Origin of the sequence: Noviherbaspirillum aerium (assembly GCF_008929045.1) — a bacterium.
Classification (GTDB): Bacteria; Pseudomonadota; Gammaproteobacteria; order Burkholderiales; family Burkholderiaceae_D; genus Noviherbaspirillum; species Noviherbaspirillum aerium.
Window position 1 is genome coordinate 1 of record NZ_VFAH01000015.1, and the last position, 23,204, is coordinate 23,204.

Below are 23,204 nucleotides of genomic sequence, written 5' to 3' on the forward strand. Positions count from 1 at the left end.
ACTCGCTTGGCCAGATCAATTCCGAGAACGGTAACCTTCATGATGGACCTCCGGTGAAGAACGGTTGATCGAACATGTAGTTTCCCCGAAGGGAAGGTGTCGGGTCCATCTCAGTAATTTACGACGGCAGAAATTGACAACGGTCGTCAGGATGATGCAAAGACGCTTTCCGAACTCGTGCAGGCAATCAAGGAACTGGCCGCTAGTCCGGAGTTGGCGGCCGACGATCTACGCACCGCGCTGCAGCAACTCGCGGACAAAGCGCTGCCACGTCGGGCATCAAGCCGACGTAAGCTTGTGCGTCTGCAGCTGATGACGAAGAGTACGCAGGCCAGAAAGGTGCTGCGCAAGCTCGTCGCATTGCCATTTGCCAGCGAGACGCCGCACCGGCTGCTTGATGCGCTTGCGGTACTTCGCCAGTTATACGACAAGGACGATGTTAGCAATGGGTTGCCACAGGAAGTGCAAATCATCTTGGGTAGACCATGGCATGACCTCATTCATGGACAGGATCGGGTCAATGCACTACGTGCCTTTGAATGGGCAACGCTGTTCGGGCTGCGCGTAGCGTTGCGTAACGGTTCCGTCTACATCAATCACAGTTTTTCCTTCCGCAGCAGAACCACCTTACTGATCCCATCGATGGAATGGCAGGCCAAACGTAACCATTTGTATGGACACCTTGCTTTACCACAGGATCCGCAAGTCTATCTGGATCAGATCGTAAAACAGTTAAATCAGGGCATGAAGCGCCTGGACGCAGCCAGCCGGGCAGGGGAGGTGACCATCGACAATGATGGCGTTCATCTGGAACGGCTCACTCCTGACACCGAAGACGTGCACGTGCGACCTTGCGGCGAGCCATATTCGAAGGTCGTCCTACTGCGCAGCTGCCACGTATTCTGCTTGACATAGATAGCCACGTTCGATTTTCCTGGATCCTGCTTGGCCGTGAACCGCAGTCCCGCTCGGAATTGCTGCTGACATACGCTGCTATTCTCGCCCATGGCACTTCACTTTCAGCCGCCGATGTGTCGCGTATGATCCCGGAATTGTCATCTCAAGCAATTCGGCAGATGATGGACAAGATTGCCGACGAACGGCTGCTGCGGGATGCATCAGACGCTGTTCTCGCTTACATGCACCGCCATCCGGTCGCGGCGCACTGGGGGCGTGGCGATCTGGCATCCGCCGACATGATGGGCCTGGAGACCTCTCGCTCGGTATGGCAGGCACGCGCGGATCCCCGTAGGCGGACACCGTCGATCGGGGTCTATAATTACGTACGGGACCGGTGGGGCGTTTTCTACGATCAACCGATCCTGTTGAAGGAGCGCCAGGCTGGTGCGGCACTTGAAGGGGTAGTGCGGCAGAGCGGTACCAGCGATGTCGCGCAGTTAGCTGTAGATACGCATGGCTATACGGATTTCGCCATGGCGATCGCCAAGGCGCTACAGTTTGACCTATGTCCGCGCCTGGCTCATCTGCGTGAACGCCGGCTGTGCGTGCCGAAAGGCCTTGCTGTCCCTTCAAGTATTGTCCCCATTGCGACCAGCAACATTGATCTGGACGTCATCCGGGACAACTACGACGAATTTGTACGGGTTGCGGCATCCATTCAAAATGGACGCTGCACAGCAGTTCAGGCATTACAACGCTTTGGTAGTGAAGCTCGCAGCGAGCCGGTATACGCTGCCGGCGTCGCGCTGGGGCGGTTATTGCGTACCATCTTCCTGATTGACTAACACACCAATGCATCGTTCAGGAGGGAACTGCAACATGCTCTCAATCGCGGAGAAGCTGTCCATGTCGTACAGCGCGCTATTCATATTGGGAAGATCCCGACCGACCTTGCCAAGCGTCCGGAGGCACTTAACGCTGTCTCGTCAAGCTTATCGTTATTGACAAACGCAGTGATGGCCTGGAACACCCGGCATATGCAGCAAGCCATCGACCAGATAGAAGCGAGGACGGGCGAGGCGTTAGTTCCAGACGATTTGCGAAGGATTGCGCCGACAGCACTGGAAGGCATTAATCTTCGGGGGACGTTCGATTTCCCTTTAGCAGAATACGAGCAACGGATTCTGCCGACCAGCACAGCAGTTGCTGCTATCGGAACCTGAGATCCGCCAACAGCAGCATACCGAAGTTAGGCAGCTTAGATGCAGTATCGAAAACGAAAAGGGGGGGTAAACAGCAAGTTATTGATTCTATTGGATTATTTGCAAAATACCTCCCGCAAACCCGCATAAACGCTAGATCCGCCTACCGTCGTAGAATGCACCAAAAACGAGGGGACCCCATATGGGGTGATCAGACTTTCCATGCAAATTAGTGCGGTCGCTGCTATTTTCCTATTTTGGATTCAGTGACTTAAACCGGTGCATTCTTTCGTAAGCCATACTTTTCATGTTGGTTGGTACGGCAGCGCTTTGCGGGCAAACATTAGGCGTTCAACATCTCGTCACTCCGGATATGCGGCAGTCATTTATGGTGTTTTATCCACTTCTATTTGGAATCAGATAAAAGTGGATAAAACCGTTCTTGTTAGCGATTGCTTCTGCCATAGCCTAGGATACAAATTACATTTTACATAAGCTTTATCGACGCAAAAAGAACCACGGCTGGACGCTACAGCAGCAGCGTCGACCAAACCAGATGGTATCTGTAAAGGCGCCTCGCCTTAAGCGCCTGGATCACTAAGTTCTCGCTTAGTGCACGGACGTACATTTGCCATTACGGCCTTGCGTCCCGACTCGAGAAAGGCGTCCGATATTGCATGGTCCGGCATTGTACGCGACAAGATCAGGCATCCGATGAGGGTGCCTGCAATACCGCGCAGTTCACCGTCCAGTTTGTCGGCCTCCATGGCTGCAGCGATTACAGTGATCCACGCCTCGATTTGTTCGGACAGCGCGAGACGTGTTTCAACTGGATGCCGGGCCACTTCTGCTCCGGCAGCGGCAGCAAAGCAACCGGTTTCAACTCCGTCGCGGTGCTGGGGAGACAAATAAGCGTCGACGAGTGCGGCAAACCGACGTCCGGGAGGTTTAGATTCAATATAGGCCTTGAACTTGGCAGTCGTCTCAGAGAATCCCGTACGGCACGCTTGTGCTATCAGATCGTCTTTAGATTCAAAATGGGCATAAAAGCCGCCCACAGTCATGCCAAGGCTTTGCATCAGACTCGCTATGCCAACTGCATCTATCCCCTCAGCCCGAAAACGCTCGCTCGCCTTCTGCACGATGCGGGCATGAGTTTCTGCTTTGTGTTCCTTCGAATATCTCATTTTTGCGCTCACGATCTGGTCATATGGGTCCGCCGTGAAACAGACAAGTTCGGGAATAAGATGATACCCGCAATATAAATAGGAATATCGGCCTGGCAGACACCCAAAAAGCACTTGCGTCGCTTTATATTATAGTCGTAATATAAAGCGCAGGAGGGAAACATGAATGCTCTGGACGTTTTCCGCGGCCTGTCAGAGCCGCGCCGTATTGAACTGACCGAAGCAGAAGCGCAGTTGCTGCGGTCAGGTACGCCGCAATCGTTTCCAGCCGGCGAAGGTGCGCTTGCTGGCTGGTCATGGGGAACTGCCGGGCCGCGGATACTGCTGGTACATGGTTGGGAGAGTCGGGCGAGTCATCTTGGGCAATGGGTGGCGCCGCTGTGCCGTGCAGGATTCCAGGTTTGGGGATTTGACGGACCGGCACACGGGGACTCTCCCGGAACACTGTCAAGTGTCGTTCATCACGGAAAGGCATTGCTGGAGATTGCAGGCGCCTATGGACCGTTCAGCGGTGTGGTAGCCCATTCCGTCGGATCGCCAGCAGCCCTGTATGCCTTTCATAACGGTATGCGGGTGTGCAGCAGTGTCCACATTGCAGGACCTGCGTCGTTAGAGCGTGTCATCCATCGCTTTGCACAAGCGGCAGGCCTGGACGCTGTGGGAACCGATCAGCTTCACAGGCTTACCGAAGCGCATATTGGGCAGCCGATCGCTTCCATGGAGCTTGGCGCGTTGGTTGACGGACTCCGGCATCCCGCACTTCTGCTTCACGACCCCGCTGACCACGAAGTGCCGTACGCTGAATCATGCGCTCTTACCGAGATCTGGCGTGGCGCACGGCTCGTGGCCATCCCGGGGGTAGGGCACCGCAGAATCATTGCGCATACCGAAGCGATCGCAGCGGCTGTCGCACATCTCGCTTCCACCATACCAATCCACAAAAGTGCAGCCGAAAAGGTGACTGCCGATGACTAACGCATCCGCAGGCGCAGCGCGCCAAACCGCATTCTGGCTGGTGCTGCTGGCAGCTGCGGGCACCTTCATGCTGACTATGGGGACGCGCCAGACCATGGGATTGTTTCTCAGCCCCCTTAACACCGCGACCGGGTTGGGAGTTGGCAGTATCAGCCTCGCGTTCGCCTTCGGACAATTGTGGTGGGGACTGACCCAGCCATTCGCCGGTGCCTTCGCCGACCGCGTCGGTTCAGGCCGGGTCCTGATGGCTGGTATTCTGCTAGTTGCGTTAGGCACCATCATCACGCCATGGATGCAAAGCACAACTGGCCTTATTTTCGCCGTCGGGGTACTGGCTGCAGGTGGCGCCGGATTGGCCGGACCGGCGGTGCTGATGGCGACCGCGAGCCGGATGATCGCACCGGAAAAGCGCGGCCTGGCGACGGGTGTCATCAACGCCGGAGGATCGTTCGGCCAGTTTGTGATGGCACCCGTCGCGGGAGCGTTAATCGCTGCAACCGGCTGGATCAACGCAATGCAGGTACTGGGAGGGCTAGTGCTCCTCGCGCTGCCTGCCGCCTATCTGCTGCGCGGTGCACCGCAGGCAGCCGGGCCGCAGCAACAGTCGCTCGGTACGCGCGAAGCGATCAGGAAGGCGCTGCGCACGCCCAGCTATCTAATGCTGGCGGGCGGGTTCTTGGTTTGCGGCTTTCATGTCGCCTTCCTTGCTACCCATCTTCCTGGAGTGATCGCCAGCTGCGGCCTGCCGGTGCAGTACGGCGCATGGGCGCTGGCAATGATTGGCCTGTTCAATATCGTCGGCAGCATTGGCATGGGGTGGGCCGTCGGACGCTGGCGCATGAAGTCGCTGCTGTCGCTCGTGTATGCGGCGCGCGCGCTGGCAATTCTTGCCTTTCTACTGGCACCTAAGACGGGCACCGTCGTGCTCCTGTTTTCCGCAGTGATGGGCCTGACCTTCCTGTCAACGGTTCCGCCAACGGCGGGGTTGGTGGCTAAGCTATTCGGGATCGGCAACATGGCAACCCTGTTTGGCATCGTCATGCTGTCGCATCAAGTCGGGGGCTTTCTCGGTGCCTGGCTAGGCGGCAAAGTGTTTGAAGCCAGTGGAAGCTATGACTGGCTATGGTATATCGACGTCGTCCTGGCCGTGGGGGCCGCACTGATCCATCTGCCTATCCGCGAGGCTGTCATGCCGCGAGGGGCGGCAAAGGCATGATCAGCGCAGTTATTCCTAAAGCCGTTTATGCAACTGCTACGGATGCAGCCATATCTTTCCACACAAAGACCGCATAACCTGCATACGTCTGAGTGCCTGCGCTGCCAGTACGCGAATCTGAACTTAAGAAGGGGAAATCATGAAACCATGCATCGTTGGCTGGGCCCATACGAAATTCGGAAAGCTCGACAACATCGATCTTGAAACACTCATCACCACCGTGGCGCGCGAAGCAATCGCCGATGCGGGAATTGCAGCTCAGGACATTGACGGTATCTGGTTGGGTAATCTGAATGGCGGCTTCGTGCCCGATATCTTTTGCTCGTCCATGGTGCTGCAGGCAGATGACGGGTTGCGCTTCAAACCCGCAACACGTGTAGAGAACGCCTGCGCTTCCGGCTCGGCGGCGATCTATTCTGCACTTGACGCCATTGAAGCAGGGCGTGCCCGCATCGCACTCGTTGTCGGTGCGGAGAAAATGACTGCAGTCAGCGGCGCTGAAGTTACCGAAGTGCTGGCGCGCGCCAGCTATGTCAAAGAAGAAGCGGAGCAAGGGCTGACTTTTCCTGGCATTTTCGCAAAAGTGGCTAGTGATTATTTTGGACAGTATGGTGATCACTCTTCGACGTTGGCCAGAATCGCCGCGAAGAATCATGCAAATGCGGTCGCCAATCCGTATGCGCAGTTACGCAAGGACCTCGGATTTGAATTCTGCAATACGGTATCGGACAAGAATCCGATCATCGCAGCGCCTTTACGCAAAACCGACTGCTCCCTGGTGTCCGACGGCGCTGCCGCCCTGATATTGGCTGATGCGCAAACCGCACGTGCCCTGAACAAGGCAATCGCATTTCGTGCGCGTACACAGATCAACGACTTCTTGCCTATGTCGCGAAGGAATCCCAGTGCCTTCGAAGGGCCACGCCATGCATGGTCACAATCCCTAAAGGCTGCTCATTGCTCGGTCGACAACCTCTCGTTTGCCGAAGTGCATGACTGCTTCACCATTGCGGAATTGCTGAGCTATGAAGCGATGGGTCTGGCAGACCCGGGGCATGGAGCCCGTCTGCTGGATGAAGGTTTTGTGATGCGTGATGGCCGTCTGCCAGTCAATCCATCCGGCGGGTTGAAAGCCAAAGGGCATCCTGTCGGCGCCACCGGCGTATCTATGCATGTCGTCTCCGCGATGCAGCTTCATGGTACTGCAGGCGATATGCAGATTCCGGATGCGTCGCTGGCTGGCGTATTTAATATGGGCGGTGCAGCCGTCGCCAACTATGTCAGTATTCTAGAACGTGCACGGTAACCGCTGAATGCGGGCGAGGGCGTACCCATAACCTGACCAATATCTTTGATCCAAGCTCGAGGTCGCCTTGGGAAGGGTCGAATGTCGGTTCGACTTGCTCAAACTAGCCCGAAGCTGTTCAATCGGTGCAACGAAGGTTGTTATTTCTAGCTGAGGACGGGGCTCGGGCAACAAGGGAATACCGCCTCCCGTAGAACGAAGGCAACATTGTAGTGGGCTAGTTTGGCCTCGACGATTTTGGACAAAGAACTGAAAGCAAACAACGGTGAAGCCGTCATTATCCTCGAGAATAGCTTAGGCAGGAGGCGGCCAAACCCGGACAAAAAGCCCTTCACTGGTTCAATCAGGAATGATGATGTGGATGACGTGAAACTAGCTCAATCGCCCTAGGCTAGGGCAACTTCATGCGAAACCTATAGCGCGAGGCGACGCTAGTAACCAATCCGGCCTTCAGCGGTTATAGTTCCCGTAAAGACGCGGGTCCGTAGGCTGCCAGAAAGGGCGCCGGACAATAAGCCGTCGCCTTCAGCATCTGCAAACCGTCCGGTGCCGCCGGTAATCAGGAAGCTGCCTACGAATGTATTTGTTTGCAAGTCACTTGGAAACGGGGAGATCGTACCCATGAAGTCGGCGGTCAGGATATTTCCGTTGGCGGCAGTGAGCGTGATCACGCCTTGGCTGATCGCCACAGACCCGCCGCGCGTGGGCATTGCGCAGTGCGTGGCGCTAATCGTGACGGCACCGAGATGGGTCGCCGTGCCAGAACCGGTCAGCGTTCCACTGAAGCCCGAGGGGCAGGAAGCTAGCGTGCTCCTTTGCAATGCCGTCAACGCCCTTCGTCCAGCGGCCTCAGGTCCCCAAGTAAGGTCGGGATCAGTTCGGATACCGTCGGATGGATATGCATCGCGCGCTGGATGACAGTGTAGGGTGCTCCGGTATACATCACATCCAGCAGCAAATGGATGACTTCATCAGCTTCGATGCCAAGCAGGGTAGCGCCGAGAATCTTTTTCGTGTCTGCATCCACTAGCACTTGCATGAAGCCCTGCGTCTCACTACGCTCCCGCGCTCGTGCGACACGCGACATCATCATTCTGCCTTTCAGAATACGTTTGCTGGAAGCGCGTGCTTCGGATTCGCCCATGCCTATGCGCGCCAATGGCGGATCGGTATATAAAGCGTAGACTGGAATGCGATCGCTCAGCTTGCGCGGATCGTTGTCGAGTAGATTGGCGGCCAGGATTTCATAGTCGTTGTAGGCGGTATGGGTGAACGCACCACGTCCATTGACGTCACCCAATGCATAGATGCCGGCTACATTGGTCGCAAGCCGGTCATCCACCGTGATGTATCCGCGCTTGTCGGTTGCGACGCCGGTGTTCTCCAGGCCAAGGTCACCGGTGTTCGGGACCCGGCCGGCGCCTATCAGTATGTGTGAGCCACTTGTCTCCACCGGCTTGCCGTCGGATTCCGCCTGCAAGGCGATAGACGTTCCATTCTGGTTAACGCGCATCTTGCCTGCGTTGAAGTGGAAGCGGATGCCTTCGCCCTCGAGGATCTGTTGCACCGCGAGCGATACCTCTTCGTCTTCGCGGCTGATGAGCCGCGGACCGACTTCCAATACCGTGACCATGCTTCCGAAACGCCGGTAGATCTGCGCAAACTCAAGTCCGATATAGCTGCCACCGATGATGAGCAGATGCTTAGGCAGTTCATCCAGTTCCAGAATTGTGGAGCTGGTGAGGTACGACGTCTGCGCCAAGCCGGGAATGTCCGGGACCGCTGCCCGGCCGCCCACATTGATGAAGATCTGCGGCGCTTCTAGCGTGGTACCGTTTACTGCTATCGCATGGTTATCGATGAAGCGAGCGTGGCCTTCGATCACCGTCAGTCCCGGCGTGGTATGCAGCCACTTGCGGACGCCGTCACTGGACTGCCGGACCACTGCGTCCATCCGTGCCTTGACGCGGGCCATGTCAACGCGTGGTATGCCTTCGACCAGCACGCCATAGTCTGCGGCATGTCGTGCCATATACGCGGCTCGAGCGCTCGCGACCAAGGTCTTGGTCGGCGTGCAGCCGACGTTGACGCAGGTGCCTCCGTAGAGTTTGCGTTCGATGATCGCGGTCTTCTTTCCCGATTGCGCGAGCCGGACCGCAAGCGAAGGGCCAGCCTGCCCGGTACCGATTACGATGGCGTCGAAGTTTTCGTTCATGGCAAGCCCCTTGTCAGTGTTAAGGCATCGGTTCGCAGGGACACCACGCATAATAGGACGGTATCTCGACAAGCGGCTGCCAATGTCCTGCAATGTTGCCCGTAAGCGATGAATAAAGGACGAAACACGTTATCAGACTACACTAAAGCCAATGTTTCAACAGCGCTACCCGGTCAAGCAGAACGGGAATAGGAAGGCAATCCTGATTTAGGTTCAGCCCGTAATATTTTTGGTATCTACGCTGATGATGGAATTTCCTGTGACATTAAACTGGGTGCGCTGCTCACCTATGTGTTCGAACTGTTCGTTGCTTTCGTGGGGCAATGCTCCCCTGGCTTTCGCAAGCCGCGCATTAGTCTTAGGAGTAATCCGATTTGTGCTGCAATCTCGCCACCGCCATGCGGCTTGTCGGATGTCCTTGTGCCGTAAGAGCCTGGCGTAAATGCCTCAGCGAGCTGCGCTTGGCTTTAGCGCGGCGCTACATGGGACCCCCAGCCGTTTCAGACTCAAGCGGTTCAAGCAGTGCCTCCTCAAGACCAGGATCGTGGTCTTCAGCGGAGGGCCGGCCACCGCCTGCCGCATGCAGGTGAGCAGCGGGTAAATGAGGCAGATCAGACTTAAGTTCGGTGCATCCATGCGGAATCGTTGGTGGACTCATGCCCGTAATCCATGGCAGTAACTCCTTACCACCATGTCCAATATGTAATGCCTTAACAGCAGCGAACCAGCGCCGCTCTGGCTCGGTTACCCGGCTCACGAGGACATTGATGTGATGAATAATAGGCTCGGTCAGAATGCTGTCTCCCAAACGGACAGATCGAACAGGCCCATTGATGGATGGATGATATTGCCATGGCAGCAGCCTCCTCATCAATGACTGATGCGATGAAACTGATCCTCCTGCGATTCTCATCAATCATCTTGTTGTTGTATAGCAAGCCCTAATGGAAACGATTTTTCGTAAAAGTAAAACCAACAAGCATCCGTAATTTTACGGATAACGGCGCGTAGCCGTCCGCATATCCAGCAGCGCGTTCATTCGCTACAGTTTCGCTCAACGACGAAACGTCTACGTTGCTCATTCAATGAGAAGGAAAATCGACCTGAAAAACTGCTTTCCGCTGTTGCGCTTGCTTCGGTCTTCGTTGCTGCTGCACCATAGGCACAAGCCGTCCGTACTGAACAGAAGTGGTCGCTAGATCTTGCTAACCAGATTGCGGCAGCTGGCGTTGCGTCCTGCCAGGGAAAAGGCTATCCGGTCGCCGTAACAGTGGTGGATCGCGCCGGTTCGGTCAGGGCAGTGCAGCGTGCCAACAACGCCGGCCCGCATACGCTCGCAGCTGGCCGGGCAAAAGCCTATACCTCGACATCAGCCAAAATGCGACGCTGGCAATGATAGAAAATGCGCAGAAGGACCCACCTGCGGCCAATCTGGTTGAAATCCTAGGCTATTGCTGCTTTGCGACGGCGTGCCCGGTCAATGTTGGAAATGACGTGATTGGCGCAGTCGGCATTGACGGTGCTCCGGGCGGTCTGCTTGTCGAGCAATGCGCCATCGCCGAGCTCGACAAGCAGAAGGATTTGTTAAGGTAATTGAAAGGAGCGACGGCAATGAAGAAACGAATTTTTTCATCTTTATTTGCAGCTGGTATGGCTGCGCTTGTGGCCCTGCCGATTGCCGCGCAAGTTGCGCCGTCGGCATGGCAAGCGGCAGCCTATACTGGTTTGCTCGCAGCGGCGCATGGCGGCGACGTCGCCCAGCTGAAAGCTCTACTGCTGAAAAAGACCGATCTGGAAATTCGCGACGCACAACAGCGTACGCCGCTGCACGTCGCCACCTACGCGCGCCACCATAACGCAATCCGCTTACTGGCAGAAGCAGGTGCCGATCTCAACGCCATGGAACACCAGCGTTATGATCCAGTAACGATCGCCGCAGTAGCAGATGACAACGGCACCCTCGCATTACTCCTGAAACTGGGTGCCAGTGCGAAAAATGTCACCAGTCCTTATGATGGCACGGCGCTGATTGCAGCGGCGCATCTCGGCCATGTCGGCGTGGTGAAGCAGCTCATCGCTTCTGGTGCGCCGCTCAACCATGTGAACAACCTGCATTGGACAGCGTTGATGGAAGCGGTTGTTCTCGGGGACGGCGGCCGCAATCATACTGAAGTCGTTCGCCTCTTGTTGGATGCCGGGGCGGATCGGACGCTGACCGACAATGCGGGCAACACGCCGCTCGCTCTGGCGCAGGCACGAGGATACCAAGAGATGGCGCAACTGCTGACGTGTGGTATGCCGGTTTGTCCCCCATGATGAGCGCCTTGAAGGCATGTAAAAAGGCTAGGGTGCTCGCTCCACGCCTGATGGAGGAGATTTAAGAAGACTTATAGGCCCCGGCACCTAGCTCACTCCATATTGTGTGCAGCATGTCTCTGTAGCTGGTGGATAATGGCCTAGCACCAATGTGCTACAAACAGCCATCTTTCTGTCTTCGGATTTAGTTGTCTATTTATCACTCACTTTGTTGTCACCTTACATATGTCGTCCGCTTACGACAATTCGATGATGCACATTTTCATTGCAGGCTTCGCATTTTACATAAGGTAAATTCCAACAATAATCCATATGTTGCATGAGAGAATACTCAGGCAGCTGGTTCGTGGACGTATGGGAATAAAGTGTGTGGCCATGCATCACCGCGCCTGTGGCGGACCCGGCCAAAAGGCGCGGTACCGGTTATTACCTGGATTGCCCTGATTGCTCCGCGCGCTTCACTGCGTCACGCATTGACTCCGGCATCGAGTTCATGGCGGCGTCGAACAACGAAGCCACGGCCTCATGTATGTCGGGCCGCGCGTGCCGCTCCGCGACCTCACGTTCCACCTGTCGTCTGATATCGGCAAACAGGCTTGCGCCAAAAGAAGGAAATCGGCTTGGCAATGACGCGAGAAAGTCGCGCGCCGCCTCGGTGCGCATGGTCCGATGGGCTTCACGTCGCGATTGGAATATGGCTGCGTCCTGCTCATTGAGGATGGTGAAGTGACCTTGCTTGTCGCGCTCAATTTCAGCCGCCGCCATTTCCGCGCATCTCGATGCAATCCGCAAGGCCAGCCTGGACTTGAACGCGGCACCCGCGTCGGCACTTGCTCGTAGCAACGAGAGATCATCACCGCCCGAGTCCGTCTCCAGTCCTTCACGCAGGCGCGCGGCGCGTTCGCTCGCATCCTGTTCCAGTCCCGCAGTCAGTACATCAGCCGCGCATTCGGCACCGTACGCCTGCAAGGCAGCTACGGCAGCCCTTTTCTCTGGCGGGACCGATTCATCTCTTGCCTTGCGCAATCCCGCAACGGCGGCTTCCGGTGCGGATGCGCCGGAAACGACAGCCGTCAAGGCAGACGCAAGCGCATCCGCCACGGCAGCCTGGTCGATTGATTGTAGAGCAGGCTCGAGATTGTTGTTCATGATGTTCCATAAGATGGGTCTGTGCGTCCAACCAGTGCCTTATTGACTAGGTTCCGATCGATTGGTTCTGGAGGTGGGCTTTGCTCACTTTCATTTTGCGAACCAGAAAGTTTGCTGCTGCCACCAGAGATGTATGGCAGGACAAAAGCGCTCTCGTAGCGCCAGTTGGGCATTTGCTAAGGACAAATGTGGCGAAATCATGCTGGGACAAGGGAAAAGCACGGTAAGGCCGAGGCCTTCGCGCATTCGAGACCCCGTAGCAGCGTGGTTCTCGTCCAGTATTCAAGCAGCAAGTTGTCAACTTGCACTATCAGTAACTATCAGTATGCTGAGTTTGCCGTCGCCTCTGCGGCAGGCCCAGGATTTACCAAAGCCCGGTTGATGTGTGCGCCCTGCCCTTGCCAGAACGCTTCGCCATGATGGCTTTGGACCGCGTTCCGGACGCATCCGCTTTAGGCTTTGCCCAATGAACAGGCCGGCTTTGCCGTCGCGTCTGTCTTCAGGTCTATGGGCTGTTGCCTTGTTGAGCTTCGACGTCAAGCATGATATCGAACCAAGTTGAATGATCCTGGCGGCTAGAGCTCGCACATGCATCCCTGCGTCACAAAACCGCCGGTATTGAACCTGGTAAGGATGAAACCGCTATTCCCCTTTTGCTGCTTTTATCAAACATTTGGAGAGCTTATCGAAATGGAGCATTGCTGCCTGAGTCAGCTCAATTTGTTTGCGGCGTGTATCTTCGGTATCTGACAACATGATCCAGCCTTTCTCCCGCATTGACTTGAGGCGGTTATGCACGGTAGCCGGAGAGCCGAACTCTTCTAATGCCATCATGTCCCTTACTGAAAGGCGTTCCTCGGCAGGATCAATGCGCGCAATGAATGCCAATATCCGCTCTTCCAGCGGATCAAGCGGCGGCAGCGAAGGTAACCCACGAATAGCTTCAGCCAACTTCAGAAAACGAAGATAAATATCGGCGGGACGGGTACTTTTTTTCATCGCTTGCAGTAAAAGATGTTAATGTGGCACCATAGAAATCATGCGGCGGGATGTGGCCTCACCGGGTTTCTAGTTTACGACAAATTATCAAGTATCCATGTCCGCGCTTCGGCTTAACATCTCACTGATTGCAATTTCTGCGATTCTTTTCCTGGCAGTGTTCGTTGCCAACGAAACCTTGTTCAACAGTGCGCAGTTTGAGGCCGTCCGTGGCATGAACTGGATTTATCTTCCCGCCGGCATGCGCTTGCTCTGTACGCTTGCTTTCGGAGGAGCAGGTGCCATTGGCGTGCTGATTGCATCGTGGATCACCTGCGTCTTTTATTTTTTCCCGGATGATCCGCTCAGATCTTTTGCCGGAGGAATCGCTTCCGCGGCAGCGCCTTATCTAGTGTATAAGCTCGCGCAGCATTTTTTTGCCCTCAAGCCCTCGCTCATCAACCTGAGTCCAAAGCGACTGTTACTGCTTGCAGTGGCATACTCGCTTGCCAATCCCCTGCTGCATCATCTTTGGCTGCTTCTCCGCGGCGACGCGGTACACGCAGGGGGATTTGCCGTGATGGTGATCGGCGATCTGCTAGGCACGCTCGTCATCCTGTATTCCATCAAGTTGCTGCTATCGCTTCTTCCCGAAGCGAAGACCGGAAAACCGGGTTAGGACAGTAAAAGTCGCCAATGTTCAGTTTCACCGGCCGCGGTGCGTTATTGTGAAACCGATCGATTGCGACTGCATTGATCAATTTCTGATGCCTTCGGTAGGCACGGCTCAGGTCACGCTTGTCCGTACTGCTGGCTTGAAAATGAACCAGTAATGCCTCGGTAGAGACAAAGGCAACATATTCCTCGGCTTTGATCTCGAATGAAAACCACAATCCTTTCAATGCGCCGCTTTTGCTCATTACTGCCTCTTTGAAGACGTTTACCAACTGTCGCTCCTGAACGGAAACCGGGTGGCCACTATGTTGCAGAAACGTATTCCAACCAGCAGGAAGGACGAATACGCTCATATGAAGCACCATCACACCGCTATACATTTTATAGCGGTGTTCGAGAGTGTATCGATTCTCGGAACTCGAAACAATTCCCACGTTTATGGGATGAAACCCAACACTTTCCGTGAGGGTTATCAATAAGGACTTGCGCGGGCTATTGTGCCGTGGTGGAACCCGCATGGCGCCTTGACACAGGCGGAAAGCATTCAAAACCCAGGCACCAATGACCTTGCGGTGCCAACACACAACAGAAACATCCGACTATTCAACTATCCGTGGATTTGCTTTGACATTTCCGCCAGTCAACGCGAAAGTGAAGGCTTGTCGTTATCCACCCTCAACGCAATACAGCAGGCAAGAATGAACCGCATCAGCACTTCCAGGCGACCCATCTTCGGACTTAAAGATCACGCCGTCAAAAGACGGAGCACCTGGTTCCTGACAGGTAGCGCTTTGCTTGTGTACGTTCTGTTTTTGTCGACGTTCTAATGGCAGACGTTGGCAGATTCGTCATTTCCCAAGCCGGGTTCGACGTTATCGCCAGCAACAGGGTCAAGGGACCGCTGTCTGCGAGTCACTCTCCTCAATGATGAGTTCACAGGTTTTCGCAGGTTTTCGTTAGGGAGAAAGTAATGCATGAGCAGCATATGCAGTTACTGAAACAAATTACCATGGCTTTTTACTTGCCGAGCAACCTGCGCGGTCTCGCATGGAATCTGCAAAAGAAATTCGATCAAACGAGGTATGATTGGCTGATCCGGGAAGTGACGAGCTTCGAGGTGGGACAGTCCAGTTGAGTGGACAATACTTTCCCGGCAAAGTGTATTGCATTGCGATTGTGTGAAAGATTTGAAATCTGACGCTTGATGATGCGAGTCGTGACACCTCTTCCCTGTCCTTCATGCAAAGAGTTGGCAGGCGTTCCTCTAGTCTGGGGTGATCCTGATGCGGAGATGCGAAAGTCCGCGTTACAGGAGGACATCGTCCTGGCAGGATGCGCCATCGAACCGATAGGCGGCGCCGTGCCCGATCATGCTTGTTTGCGCTGCTGCCACCGGTGGATCGCAAATTAGACCAGAGATACCTGTGGATCGGTAGACGAATGGCGGGCCGGGATAATCACATGAAAACAGGCGCCGCACCCGCGTTCGTCAATTGTGGCCCCGGGAATTTGGTTTTGTCGGATCAGGATGACAAACACTTCATTGGGCGGAATTGCCCAACACGTTTTCTAATGAACTTCAATTTACGATCCTTCTCCAGAAGTTCATCCGCCGCAATGACGGCTTTGCGGCGGTCTGGGAACGTCCCTTGAGAAGCCAACTGGCCAAGGGACCAGACGGCCAATTCCTGGTTTTATTTTCCTCTTCCCTTCGGGAAAGCGTCTAGCGCCGCTCTGCCAATGGCTGGATCATCGGTGAAGAAGCCGTCAATGCCGCTCTTGAGAAAAGCTTCCAGCTCCGCTGCCAGATTGCCGCGCTGCGACGGCGAGGCCGGATCGCCCAGGCGAAGCTCAACGGGCAGGAACGGATTTTCAGGGCGGAAGGTATAGGGGTGAACGAGCAGCCTGGCGGCATGGGCGTTCTTTACAAGGTCTGTCGGCGTGCCCAGCCTGTTGCTGGCATCGCGTGGAATGACCATGTTTTTCTCGGGTCCGATGCCGTCCGCATATGTCGCCACTTCATGCAGCCCCGACACACTAGCAATATCGGCATAAGTCCGGTTGTCGCCGGCTAGGCGGAAGTCTTCCGGTTTTCCCCTGGCGGACAGAAGCTGCACGATGGGCAGGTCCGTCATCTGGCGAATCTCCTTCAGGTTAGCCACTTCGAAGGATTGAATAAAGACGGCGGCTTTCTTGCCGCGGTAACCATTGGCGTGCAGGCTGTCGACAAGGCGTCGTTCCATCGGCAAGCCGATGGATTGAAAATAGCTGGGATGCTTTGTTTCAGCATAGATGCCGATGGTGCGGCCTTTTTCCTTCGACTTGCGTTGCGCCAGATCGATGACCTCCTGCAGTGTCGGAATTTCGTACAGGCCGTCATAGGCGGTGTTCCCCGGACGGTTTGCGGGAATGCGTTCCTTCGCGCGCAGGGTTTTCAGCTCCGCCAGCGTAAAGTCTTCAGTAAACCATCCCGTAATAGGGATGTTGTCGATTGTCTTGGTGGTCTTGCGAATCGCAAACTCGGGCTTGACGGAGACATCGGTCGTACCGGAAATCTCGTTTTCATGACGCGCCACCAGGACGCCATCCTTCGTGCTGACGAGATCAGGCTCGATCAGGTCGGCACCGTCATCGATTGCCTTCTCATAGGCAGCCAGCGTATGCTCCGGGCGCAATGCGCTCGCACCGCGATGGCCGACGACCAGCTTATCGGGAAGATGCGCCTGCTTTACGCCGATATCGGCGCTCTGGGCTGACAAAGGGATCAAGGTAAGTACACCCGTGATCAATGCCGCATTCCATGCATGTTTCATGTCGTCTTCCTGGCGTTAATGATAACGAGCAGATTATTCGTGCGACAGATGACAGGAGCATTTCATGCAGATCAATGCTTGAGATAACGCATACGAGCGGGATTGAATCTGCTTGTTGATCGACCGGTATGGCAGGAGCGGGATTCGGAATAATTGTGTTGCCAGCGCAGCGTAGCAGTGAGCGTTCCGAAGCCTGTGGCGTCGGTTCAGGCAGATCAGGTTGTGATGTTGAATTGGTATGAATCGAGTTGAGTCGGATCGGGCTCGCCTCTGCCCGATTTAACCCAACTCAACCGATTTAACTGCTAACAGCTATGCATCCCGAATATCAGGTGCCGATGCGTCCGCCGTCATTCTTGGTGATGACTATCGTTGCTGAACGAGGGCGCTTTCCCGAGCCATAACCGGCATTGGAAGGCCATTGGCTTGTGTACTTCGCCGGATCTGCGATATTGGCCGAGGCGGTGTTCTCACCCGGATGCTGGATATTGACAAACAATGCCTTGCCGTCCGGCGTCTCCGCCAGACCCGTGATTTCGCAAGCCACTGGGCCGACCAGGAAGCGCTTGAGCGTGTCCGCGGTCGCCGCCTTGCCAACATACGTATCCACGGTCAGGTTGGTGCCATTGGCTCGGGGATAAGTCAGCGTCACCTTCTTGCCGTCACCGACCTGTCCTGGAATGCCCGCCACCATCATGCAGTTGGTGACATCGGTGTAAGCACCGTCATCCGTCTGGAACCAGCAGATGCCGGTAGCCTGGCTGAATGCAATCCCGTCCGGGCTGGAAAAGTCCTGGTCTTCAGTCAGCGAGGACAGATTGACGTTGCCCGCGGCAGCCTTCGCTTCGGCGCCGAACAGATAAACGTCCCACTGGAAGGAGGTCGCGGCCGAACCGGCGGCGCCTTCCTTGATCCTCAGGATATGGCCGTTGGGATTGCCCTGCTGCGCAGTGCTGCCCTTCATGTCCGTATAGACACGCGGATTGGCTGCATCGGGAGCGGCCTGGCTGGAACCCGAGGGCTCCACGCGGCGGTTGCTGTTGTTGGTCAGGGCAAAATAAATCTCGCCGTTCGCCGGATTGACGGAACACCATTCCGGACGATCCATCTTGGTGGCACCCACGGCATCGGCGGCAAGGCGCGCATTGACAACGACATCGGCCTGGTCGGCAAACTTGTATGTTGCATATCCGCTGATGGCGGGGTTGGAGATTGACAGTTCGATCCACTGCCCTGTGCCGTCGGCATTGAACTTCGCGACGTACAGCTTGCCGGTGTCGAGGTACTTGTCACCCACGCTGATGCGGTCCGCCGCCGACGCATCCGCTGCCGACCACGCGGCGGCGGAGACGAACTTGTAGATATACTCGTTGCGCGAGTCGTCTCCCATGTAGACGGCCAAAGGCTGGCCCGCGACAGGTTTGCCGAACGCCGCACTTTCGTGGGCATAGCGGCCCAGCGCAGTGCGCTTTTTCGCCAGCCTGGTCTTGTCGTAGGCGTCCATCTCGACGATGTAGCCCATTCCGTTCATTTCATTGCGATAGTCGTCGCTGCCATCGGCGGAAGTGCCGGTCTTGCTGATGTTCCAGCGCGCATACTTGTCTTCGTTGCCGGCGGTTTCCCAGCCATGGCGTGAGGCATCGCCCTGATTGCGGCCATAGCGCTTCAGCGATGCCACGCTCTTGTCATTGCCACGGGCCGTGTCATCAGTGCTGCTGCGCGTGAAGTAACCGGACCAGTTTTCCTCGCCGGTCAGGAAAGTATTCCAGGGAGTCTTGCCGGTGCCGCAGTTGTTCAGCGTGCCGCGCGTCCTTGTGCCGTTGGGGGAATACTTGGTTACCATCAGCGCATTGCCGCGCGCGGGTCCGCTGATCTCGATATCGGTCAGGGGCGTGACGCGACGGTTGAATGCGGAATCCTTCGCATACTCCCATTTTGCGCCGTTCTTGCGGACTTCGACCACAGCCAGGCCGTGAATGGCGACCTCCTTGTCGACTTCCGCAGCAGGGCGCGGGAGCGTGGTGGTGCCGCCGTTGGCATGCAGGAAGAAAGAAGCCAGTTTCTCGTCGGTGGTGGCTTCGTGGTTGATTGCCAGGAGGCCGCGGTCATTCGCCGATACCGATGGCTTGCCGTCGGCGGAGAGGGCGAAGTATTCCATGCCATCGTGATGGTCACCGGCGCGGTTCTCGAAATCGGTGTCGGTGCCGTCGTTCTTGTATGCCGGCGTGGCGGCTGTCAGCGGGTCGCCCAAAGCGTACAAGACGGTGGCGGTATAGCCGGCGGGAACGACAACCGCATCGGCAAGGCTCTTGGAAACTGCCTGGAAGCCGAGCAGCTTCTCGGTCGGCGCAGGAGTTGTCGGCGTTACGGGAGCCGTGGCAACGGAACCATCGCTTGAACCACCGCACGCACTGAGGCCGATGCTGCCAAGAAGCGCGCCGGCAGCGGAAGCGGCGCCGCCGCGCAGCAGAGCCCGGCGGCTCAAACGGGCATTCAATACCGTATTGAAATGCTCGTTCGAAGAATCATTCGAGCTGATATCGTCATGGTCGACAGGAAGGCGTGCGAGGTCGTTTGGCTTATTCATTGGCTTGGGTCCTATTGTCAGTGAGAAAAGACCGCTGCATCATAGTTGGGTCAGATGACAGCGCCATGACGTCCATATTTCAGAACGATGAAATGAATAGGATTCAACGACTTGCCTGCACAAAAATTTCTGATGATTCCTAGGAGCTCTAGGCTGCCGGTGCTTCGATCGAGCAGCCCAAGGTCAAGGATTCACCCATGTGCGTCGAGCGGCTTGCTGGGCGCATGCCACGTCGTTTCGGCTCCGCGCCAATGCGGACAAACCGCCGGCAGCCTGGTTTTAGCGGATGAAATTGTGCCTCACCGTGGCGATGCGGGACACAGGGCTGACCGACACATGCCGGACGTGGCGACCCCGCTTGAATTGCCAGGCTTGCGCGAGACGAAGCAACCGAATCCTGCATGCCGGCATGCGCAAACCTTTTGCGGATGGCCTCGCCGAGCCAGTCCAAGCCGATCCTGGCCTACCCTGTTCGAATTGACTTGGATGATTGAGCTGGACTCGGGTTGACGCGGGTTGACTCAGGATGCCCTGGACCGCTGGGCGCGTTCCCAGGCATCGAGATGATGAAGGATATTGTCGTTGTCCGGCGCGTTGAAATCGATCTCTGCGCGCCCCTGGAAGACGTAGCCCTGCAGAGTGACCGCGCTGAAGTAGGGTTTCATGTCGGCCGGACGCAGCGGCGTCGCGATGACGGTCCAGGATGAATTGAGCGGTCTGTCATCGACGGTAATGACAGGTGCATGGTCAATGCGGAAAAACGGCGTGTTCTGCACGTGCATGCCGTTGATGACCTTGGCCTTGTAGGCGCCCCCGTGAAAATCCCTGAGGTCGACCATTGCGCCCGGTACCAACTTTTCGTTCACTAGCTGGGAGAAATGTCTGGCAAGCGTTGCGAGTGTGGATGTCTTGCGTTGATTGAGGCGATCCAGTTCCTTGAGTGAAGCGAGAACTTCCTCCTGAAAAGAGGCCGCGTTATGTATATTCGTAATAGCCATGGCTTCTTTGATTCCCATACGACTTCGACAGCTTACTTCCCGTTGCGGGAGCTTTCTGCATGGCGGTATTTTATCGAAGAGGCGACGATTTGAATTCCATGAGGAAAGAATTTTGTGCGAACTTGTCGCGAAATTCACACTTGCCTGCATCGGCAAAAGGATGAACGCAGTGGCCCTTGGCACCAAGCTTGGCTTTATGGCAATTTCCTGATTTTCAACTGCTCGTCTTGACTGCGGCATGGCGGAAAAATGACACTCGATGCAAGCGTAGCTGACAAGACTTTCGACCAATACTACGGACCTGGTGGAGCGAGTCGGAAATCTGTTGGTCCAATACGAACGGGAACCGCACCGATACCAGGTCGAACGATTTTCGCCGCATTGGCTTCAACGGATTTTTGACCCGTCCTACAAGAATGCCGGAAAGGAGATCACTTCATGAGTCATCACGACAGCAAGCAGAACGTCGTCGCCGTGCGCCCCGACCGGGAGACCATGACGCGCCAGCGCCTGCCCTACTTCATCGGCATTTCAGGCGCCACCGCTGGAGCTCGAGGCTTGTCCATGCACATGGTGGCGATTCCGCCGGGCGCGCGGGCGGAACCGCATCTGCATGACGGCTACGAGACAGGAATTTATGTGCTGGAGGGACGGGTCGAGACCCGCTACGGCGACAGGCTTGAACATTCCGTGATCAGCGAAGCAGGAGACTTTCTTTTTATACCGCCCTCGGTGCCGCATGAGGCGATCAATCTCAGCGCAACCGAACCCGCGCGTGCCATCGTTGCGCGTAATGATCCCGCCGAACAGGACCGCGTGATTCCCTATCGTATCGTGCCGGCATGATGCATTCCAAAGTTCGCCGCCCGCGACGCACTTGAGTGGCCGCATGCCGCATGCTGGATCTTGCGCGGGGCCTGCCTTCAATCGCGATGCCGGCCGGTGCGGCAAATACCTGTTTATCGAGACCGGTTGAGGCAAGGACATGTCCGATTCGCGAAATATGGAATACTTGGGCTGAGCACAACTGTCCCGCCACGAATATTCCCACATGCAATCCCCGCCTCCCGCCGATCCATCTTCCGAACAAGCCCCGCCGCCGAGCGCCGCAACCGATTCCCTCTCGCCCTTCCTTCCGCTGAAGCGCCCGGTATTCCGCATGCTCTGGAGCGTGTGGCTGACCGCCAATATCTGCATGTGGATGAATGATGTGGCATCCGCATGGATGATGACCTCGCTCACAGCCGCGCCGATCTGGGTGGCGCTGGTGCAGACAGCCTCGACCCTGCCTGTCTTCCTGCTGGGACTGCCGAGCGGGGCATTTGCCGACATTCTCGACCGCCGGCGCTATTTCATCATCACCCAGTTCTGGGTCGCTGCTGTCTCCGTGCTCCTTTCCGTCATGGTCCTGACGGGGCAGATGACTCCCTGGCTGCTGCTCCTGCTGACGTTCGCCAACGGCGTCGGCCTGGCGATGCGCTGGCCGGTGTTTGCCGCCATCGTTCCCGAACTGGTGCCGCGAACCGAATTGCCGCTCGCCCTGGCACTCAACGGCGTGGCAATGAATGCCTCCCGCATCGTCGGCCCATTGATTGCGGGCGCATTGATTGCAAGCGCGGGAAGCGCCTACGTGTTCATCCTCAACGCCGCCCTTTCGCTTGCCTGCGGCTTCGTGATCATGCGCTGGCGTTATGAACGTCCGCCGAATCCGCTGGGCCGGGAGCGGCTGCTGAGCGCGATGCGCGTCGGGGTGCAGTTCGTGCGCCAGTCGACGCGCCTGAAGGCGGTATTGCTGCGCATCTCCTTGTTCTTCTTTCATTCGACCGCGCTGCTCGCCTTGCTTCCCCTGGTGGCGCGCGGCCTTGAAGGCGGAGATGCCGGCACCTTCACCCTGCTGCTCGCTTCCATGGGCTCGGGCGCGATCACCGCGGCCATGTTCCTGCCCCGGATGCGCAGGCGGATGTCACGCGACGTGCTGGTGGTGCGCGGCACCTTGCTGCAATCGGTTGCCACCCTCGCGGTAGCCTTTGCGCCTAATGTCTATGTTGCCGTCATCGCGATGTTCTTCGCCGGCACGGCATGGATCACAACGGCCAATTCCCTCAGCGTGTCCGCCCAGCTCGGATTGCCGGACTGGGTACGGGCGCGCGGCATGTCAATGTACCAGATGGCAATCATGGGTGCGAGCGCCGCCGGCGCCGCGGTGTGGGGACAGGTTGCGACATTGCAGACCGTCCAGATCAGTCTTGCGATCGCGGCGGCAACGGGGACGCTCGCCATGCTCGCCGCCGAACGCCTGGCCGTGGACCGCGGCATGGAAGAAGATCTGACCCCCTCGCGCGAATTGAAGGCTCCCGTCTTTGACATGCCGCCGCAGCGCAACCATGTCGTGGTCACTATCGAATACCTCATCGATCCGCGGCATGAGCAGGAATTTCGCGCGCTGATGCTGGAAAGCCGGCGCAGCCGCCTGCGGCAGGGCGCCCTGAAGTGGGACCTGTTGCATGACATTTCCGATCCCGGGCGCTACGTCGAACAGATCGTCGACGAATCATGGACGGAACACCTGCGCCGCTTCGACCGTGTCACTGCATCGGATGTGGCGCTGCGCGAACGCAAGCTGGCGTTCCATACCGGCGATACCGCCCCGGTGGTGCGCCGCTATCTCGTTGAGGCCAGCTGAGTTC

At 56.6% G+C, this 23,204-nt stretch carries 17 protein-coding genes and 2 pseudogenes; 10 read left to right on the forward strand and 9 right to left on the reverse strand.

Annotated features, from left to right (window positions below; genetic code table 11):
• Window positions 1-282 precede the first annotated feature (282 nt).
• A pseudogene (locus FH061_RS31075) lies at window positions 283-2,123 on the forward strand (Tn3 family transposase); the annotation flags it as partial.
• 560 nt (window positions 2,124-2,683) lie between these two features.
• Here the strand turns inward: FH061_RS31075 and FH061_RS19565 are convergent.
• On the reverse strand, window positions 2,684-3,301 hold the full coding sequence (locus FH061_RS19565) for a TetR/AcrR family transcriptional regulator (protein WP_151637523.1): 618 nt from the start codon (window positions 3,299-3,301) through the stop codon (window positions 2,684-2,686).
• Window positions 3,302-3,451: 150 nt separating this feature from the next.
• Between FH061_RS19565 and FH061_RS19570 the strand changes: the two genes are divergently transcribed.
• The 3 genes from FH061_RS19570 (at window position 3,452) to FH061_RS19580 (ending at window position 6,786) form a co-directional block, all read left to right on the forward strand.
• Window positions 3,452-4,264 carry an alpha/beta fold hydrolase gene (locus FH061_RS19570; RefSeq protein WP_151637524.1) on the forward strand — a complete coding sequence of 271 codons (813 nt, stop codon included), beginning with the start codon at window positions 3,452-3,454 and terminating at the stop codon, window positions 4,262-4,264.
• On the forward strand, window positions 4,257-5,480 hold the full coding sequence (locus FH061_RS19575; protein WP_151637525.1) for an MFS transporter: 1,224 nt from the start codon (window positions 4,257-4,259) through the stop codon (window positions 5,478-5,480). The genes FH061_RS19570 and FH061_RS19575 overlap by 8 nt, the downstream gene beginning before the upstream one ends.
• A 139-nt stretch (window positions 5,481-5,619) precedes the next feature.
• On the forward strand, window positions 5,620-6,786 hold the full coding sequence (locus FH061_RS19580) for an acetyl-CoA acetyltransferase (RefSeq protein WP_151637526.1): 1,167 nt from the start codon (window positions 5,620-5,622) through the stop codon (window positions 6,784-6,786).
• 431 nt (window positions 6,787-7,217) lie between these two features.
• Here the strand turns inward: FH061_RS19580 and FH061_RS19585 are convergent, their stop codons facing one another.
• Window positions 7,218-7,616, reverse strand: coding sequence for a hypothetical protein (locus tag FH061_RS19585; protein ID WP_151637527.1), 399 nt, complete (start codon window positions 7,614-7,616; stop codon window positions 7,218-7,220).
• Window positions 7,613-9,001 carry an FAD-containing oxidoreductase gene (locus FH061_RS19590; RefSeq protein ID WP_151637625.1) on the reverse strand — a complete coding sequence of 463 codons (1,389 nt, stop codon included), beginning with the start codon at window positions 8,999-9,001 and terminating at the stop codon, window positions 7,613-7,615. The genes FH061_RS19585 and FH061_RS19590 overlap by 4 nt, the downstream gene beginning before the upstream one ends.
• Before the next feature lie 1,162 nt (window positions 9,002-10,163).
• Here FH061_RS19590 and FH061_RS19595 point away from each other — a divergent pair.
• Together FH061_RS19595 and FH061_RS19600 are read left to right on the forward strand one after the other, a co-directional pair.
• Window positions 10,164-10,594: pseudogene (locus FH061_RS19595) on the forward strand (GlcG/HbpS family heme-binding protein); the annotation flags it as partial.
• An 18-nt stretch (window positions 10,595-10,612) separates the two neighbouring features.
• Window positions 10,613-11,317, forward strand: a complete 705-nt coding sequence (locus FH061_RS19600; protein WP_151637528.1) for an ankyrin repeat domain-containing protein — start codon at window positions 10,613-10,615, stop codon at window positions 11,315-11,317.
• 426 nt (window positions 11,318-11,743) lie between these two features.
• On the opposite strand, the gene FH061_RS19605 is transcribed toward FH061_RS19600, so the two are convergent.
• Together FH061_RS19605 and FH061_RS19610 are read right to left on the reverse strand one after the other, a co-directional pair.
• Window positions 11,744-12,466 (reverse strand): hypothetical protein, encoded by a 723-nt coding sequence (locus tag FH061_RS19605; RefSeq protein WP_151637529.1) that lies wholly within the window; start codon window positions 12,464-12,466, stop codon window positions 11,744-11,746.
• 642 nt (window positions 12,467-13,108) lie between these two features.
• Window positions 13,109-13,465 (reverse strand): MarR family transcriptional regulator, encoded by a 357-nt coding sequence (locus tag FH061_RS19610; protein WP_151637530.1) that lies wholly within the window; start codon window positions 13,463-13,465, stop codon window positions 13,109-13,111.
• 97 nt (window positions 13,466-13,562) lie between these two features.
• Between FH061_RS19610 and FH061_RS19615 the strand changes: the two genes are divergently transcribed.
• Window positions 13,563-14,123 (forward strand): hypothetical protein, encoded by a 561-nt coding sequence (locus FH061_RS19615; RefSeq protein WP_151637531.1) that lies wholly within the window; start codon window positions 13,563-13,565, stop codon window positions 14,121-14,123.
• Here the strand turns inward: FH061_RS19615 and FH061_RS19620 are convergent.
• On the reverse strand, window positions 14,071-14,472 hold the full coding sequence (locus FH061_RS19620) for a DUF1488 family protein (protein ID WP_192805147.1): 402 nt from the start codon (window positions 14,470-14,472) through the stop codon (window positions 14,071-14,073). The two genes, FH061_RS19615 and FH061_RS19620, sit on opposite strands and share 53 nt — an antisense overlap.
• 617 nt (window positions 14,473-15,089) lie before the next feature.
• Between FH061_RS19620 and FH061_RS30570 the strand changes: the two genes are divergently transcribed.
• On the forward strand, window positions 15,090-15,254 hold the full coding sequence (locus FH061_RS30570; protein ID WP_192805148.1) for a hypothetical protein: 165 nt from the start codon (window positions 15,090-15,092) through the stop codon (window positions 15,252-15,254).
• A 559-nt stretch (window positions 15,255-15,813) separates the two neighbouring features.
• Here the strand turns inward: FH061_RS30570 and FH061_RS19625 are convergent.
• The 3 genes from FH061_RS19625 to FH061_RS30575 all read right to left on the reverse strand — a co-directional run bounded on the left by FH061_RS19625 (window position 15,814) and on the right by FH061_RS30575 (window position 20,535).
• On the reverse strand, window positions 15,814-16,932 hold the full coding sequence (locus tag FH061_RS19625; RefSeq protein WP_151637533.1) for a glycerophosphodiester phosphodiesterase: 1,119 nt from the start codon (window positions 16,930-16,932) through the stop codon (window positions 15,814-15,816).
• Window positions 16,933-17,260: 328 nt separating this feature from the next.
• Complete coding sequence (locus tag FH061_RS19630) at window positions 17,261-19,519, reverse strand: PhoX family protein (protein WP_151637534.1); 2,259 nt, start codon at window positions 19,517-19,519, stop codon at window positions 17,261-17,263.
• Window positions 19,520-20,040: 521 nt separating this feature from the next.
• Window positions 20,041-20,535 (reverse strand): hypothetical protein, encoded by a 495-nt coding sequence (locus tag FH061_RS30575; protein ID WP_192805149.1) that lies wholly within the window; start codon window positions 20,533-20,535, stop codon window positions 20,041-20,043.
• A 420-nt stretch (window positions 20,536-20,955) separates the two neighbouring features.
• Here FH061_RS30575 and FH061_RS19640 point away from each other — a divergent pair, with 420 nt between their 5' ends.
• Together FH061_RS19640 and FH061_RS19645 are read left to right on the forward strand one after the other, a co-directional pair.
• A complete protein-coding gene (locus tag FH061_RS19640) occupies window positions 20,956-21,363 on the forward strand; it encodes a cupin domain-containing protein (protein WP_151637536.1) in 408 nt (135 codons plus the stop codon).
• A gap of 205 nt (window positions 21,364-21,568) precedes the next feature.
• The gene (locus FH061_RS19645) at window positions 21,569-23,200 is read left to right on the forward strand and encodes an MFS transporter (protein ID WP_151637537.1); all 1,632 of its coding nucleotides are present in this window, start codon (window positions 21,569-21,571) and stop codon (window positions 23,198-23,200) included.
• The last annotated feature ends 4 nt before the right edge of the window (window positions 23,201-23,204 follow it).